This is a genomic window from Kitasatospora sp. NPDC127116 (assembly GCF_042677365.1).
Classification (GTDB): Bacteria; Actinomycetota; Actinomycetes; order Streptomycetales; family Streptomycetaceae; genus Kitasatospora; species Kitasatospora lactacystinica.
In genome coordinates this window covers 1-2,751 of sequence record NZ_JBHXTL010000281.1, presented here as the reverse complement: position 1 = coordinate 2,751, position 2,751 = coordinate 1, and the positions used below count along the sequence as shown (strand labels likewise).

2 protein-coding genes are annotated in these 2,751 nt (G+C 75.8%); both read right to left on the bottom strand.

Features of this window, described 5'->3' with window-relative positions:
- Positions 1-59 precede the first annotated feature (59 nt).
- A complete protein-coding gene (locus ACFVHV_RS43605; protein WP_380359416.1) occupies positions 60-1,346 on the bottom strand; it encodes an LLM class flavin-dependent oxidoreductase in 1,287 nt (428 codons plus the stop codon).
- The gene (locus ACFVHV_RS43600) at positions 1,343-2,398 is read right to left on the bottom strand and encodes an LLM class flavin-dependent oxidoreductase (RefSeq protein ID WP_359915626.1); all 1,056 of its coding nucleotides are present in this window, start codon (positions 2,396-2,398) and stop codon (positions 1,343-1,345) included. Before ACFVHV_RS43600 ends, ACFVHV_RS43605 begins: the two co-directional genes overlap by 4 nt.
- Between the last annotated feature and the right edge of the window lie 353 nt (positions 2,399-2,751).

The following is a 2,751-nucleotide window of genomic DNA, read 5'->3' as shown; positions in this document are numbered from 1 at the left end:
GGGCCACCCGGCTGCGGGAGGCCGGCCGGGTGGCCCACCGGGTGCCGGGCGACGGATCGTCAGCGCCGCCCGGGCGCCGGCAGTCCGAGGTGGTCCCGCAGGGTGGGGCCGGTGTAGTCGGTGCGGAACACCCCGCGCTCCTGGAGCAGCGGTACGACCCGGTCGACGAACTCGTCCAGCCCGCCCGGGGTGAGGTGCGGGACGAGGATGAAGCCGTCGGCCGCGTCGTTCTGCACGAAGTGGTCGATCTGCGCGGCGACGGTGGCGGGCGAGCCGATGAAGGACTGCCGGCCGGTCAGCTCGATCACCAGTTCGCGGCTGGTCAGCTTCTTCTCCGCGGCCACCGCCCGCCACCGTTCGGCGAGGGCCACCGGGTCGGCGTGCCGGACCCGCCCCTGGACCAGGCCGCTGTCCGGGTCGGGGTCGACGGTCGGCAGCGGTCCGTCGGGGTCGTGGTCGGACAGGTCGACGCCCCAGACCTGCTCCAGGAAGGCGATCGTGGTCTGCGGGCCGACCTGGGCCCGGCGGATCCCGTGGGCCCGTTCGGCCGCCTCGGCGTCGGTGTCGCCGAGGACGAAGGTGACCCCGGGCATGATCTTCAGCTCGTCCGGCTTGCGCCCGTACGCGGCGAGCCGGCGCTTGACGTCGGTGTGGAAGGCCTGGCCGTCGGCGAGGGTGGAGTGCCGGGAGAAGACCACGTCGGCGGTGGCGGCGGCGAACTCGCGCCCCTCGTCGGAGTCCCCGGCCTGGATCACCACCGGGTGGCCCTGCGGCGGCCGAGGCAGCGAGAGCCTGCCCTCGACCTCGAACTGCGGGCCGCGGTGCCGGGCGGGTTCGTCCTCGGCGTCCCAGAACTCCCGTGCCAGCTGGACGAATTCGGCGGCGCGGGTGTAGCGGTCGGCGCGGTCCAGGTAGCCGCCGCGGCGGAAGTTCTCCCCGGTGAAGGCGTCCGAGGAGGTGACCACGTTCCAGGCCGCGCGGCCGCCGGAGAGGTGGTCCAGCGAGGCGAAGCGGCGGGCCAGTTCGTACGGCTCGTTGAAGGTCGCGTTGACGGTGGCGGCCAGGCCGAGCCGTTCGGTGACGGCGGCGAGCGCGTTCAGCACGGTGATCGACTCGGGGCGGCCGACCACGTCGAGGTCGTGGATGAGGCCCTTGGTCTCGCGCAGCCGCAGGCCCTCGGCGAGGAAGAAGAAGTCGAACTTCCCGCGTTCGGCGGTCTGCGCGAGGTGGCGGAACGAGGAGAACTCGATGTGGCTGCCGGAGGCCGGGTCGCTCCACACCGTGGTGTTGTTGACGCCGGGGAAGTGCGCGGCCAGGTGGATCTGCTTGAGCGGTCGGTCCGTCATCGGGTCACCTCGGCGAGGGCGGGGGAAGCGGCGGGGGCACCGGCGGGGCGGGCGGCGTAGCGGCTGGCCGGGCGGGCCAGGCCGAGGTGGTCGCGCAGGGTGCGGCCGGTGTACTCGGCGCGCAGCAGGCCCGCGGCGCGCAGGGCGGGGGCGATCCGGTCGGCCAGTGCCGCCAGGTCGCGCGGCGGGTCGGCGGGGGAGAGGTGGAAGCCGTCCACGCCGGTGCCGGTCGCGGTGAGTTCGGCGAGCAGCCGCTCGTCGGCGGCCCGGTCGGGCAGGGCGGACAGGGCGGTGTCGAGCCGGGCGAGGATGCGCAGGCCCTCCCCGGCGCGCAGCCGCAGTTCGGTGGCGGCGGTCAGCCTGGTGGCGCGGTCGGGGGCGTCGAGCAGCACGACGTCGGCGTGCCGGATCGCGGCGGCGGTCCGGGCCCGTCCGCCCGGGGAGGCGTCCGGCGCGAGGTCGGCGGCGGCGACCGGTACCGCGACCACCGGGCGGCCCTGCGGCGGGCGCGGGGTGATGGACGGGCCGCGGACCGAGAAGTGCGGGCCCTCGAAGTCGATGTAGTGCAGTTTGTCGCGGTCGATGAACCGCCCGGTCGCGGTGTCGCGGATCTCCGCGTCGTCCTCCCAGCTGTCCCAGAGCCGGGCGGCCACCTCGACGGCGTCGGCGGCCTCGGCCCACAGCTCGTCCTCGGCGGCGACCGGGCGGCGGCCGAAGGCCCGGGCCTCGGCCTCGGTCGTGGAGACGCCGACCAGCCAGCCGGCCCGGCCCTCGCTCGCCCAGTCCAGGGTGTTGACCGAGATCGAGGTGTGGAAGGGCTCGGTGTGGGTGGTGGTGACGGTCGGCACCAGTCCGACCCGGTCGGTCAGCGGGGCGATCCGGGCGAGGGCGGCGAGCGCGTCGGGGCGGCTCGGTGCGGCGGCGAAGGAGTCGTCGAGGGTGACGAAGTCCAGGGTGGCCCGCTCGGCGAGGCGGGCGAGGTAGGCGTAGTGCCCGGCGTCGAAGCGGCCGGGGCTGTCGAGGGCGGCGGACAGGTGCAACTGGCGGGGCATGGTGAGCCTGACTTCCTCGTGCGGACGCGTGCGGGCGCCGGCGCGGCCGTGCGGGGAGCACGGGAGCGCGGGGGCACGCCGGAGCGCGGTGGCGGCCCGCGGGCGGAGCCCGTGCGGGCGGGGGGAAGGTCCGGCGCCGGGCGGGACGTCAGCCGGGCGGCGGCGGGGGAACGGTCAGCTCAGCCGCGACACGCCGCGGACCACACGCGACCGAAGTCGATGTGGCTGCGGGTGACCAGCGGGCACGAGGCGTTCACCGCTTCAGTTGACCAGGGCGTCCGTCGGTTCGTCAACCGCCGTTTCCGTCGGCCCGCGGTGCCCGGGCACGCCGAAGGCCCCGCCCCGCCGCTTGG

Excerpts from the sequence above, each read along its gene's own strand:
- ACFVHV_RS43605 (WP_380359416.1), bottom strand. The coding sequence starts at position 1,346 with ATGACGGACCGACCGCTCAAGCAGATCCACCTGGCCGCGCACTTCCCC.
- ACFVHV_RS43600 (WP_359915626.1), bottom strand. The coding sequence starts at position 2,398 with ATGCCCCGCCAGTTGCACCTGTCCGCCGCCCTCGACAGCCCCGGCCGC.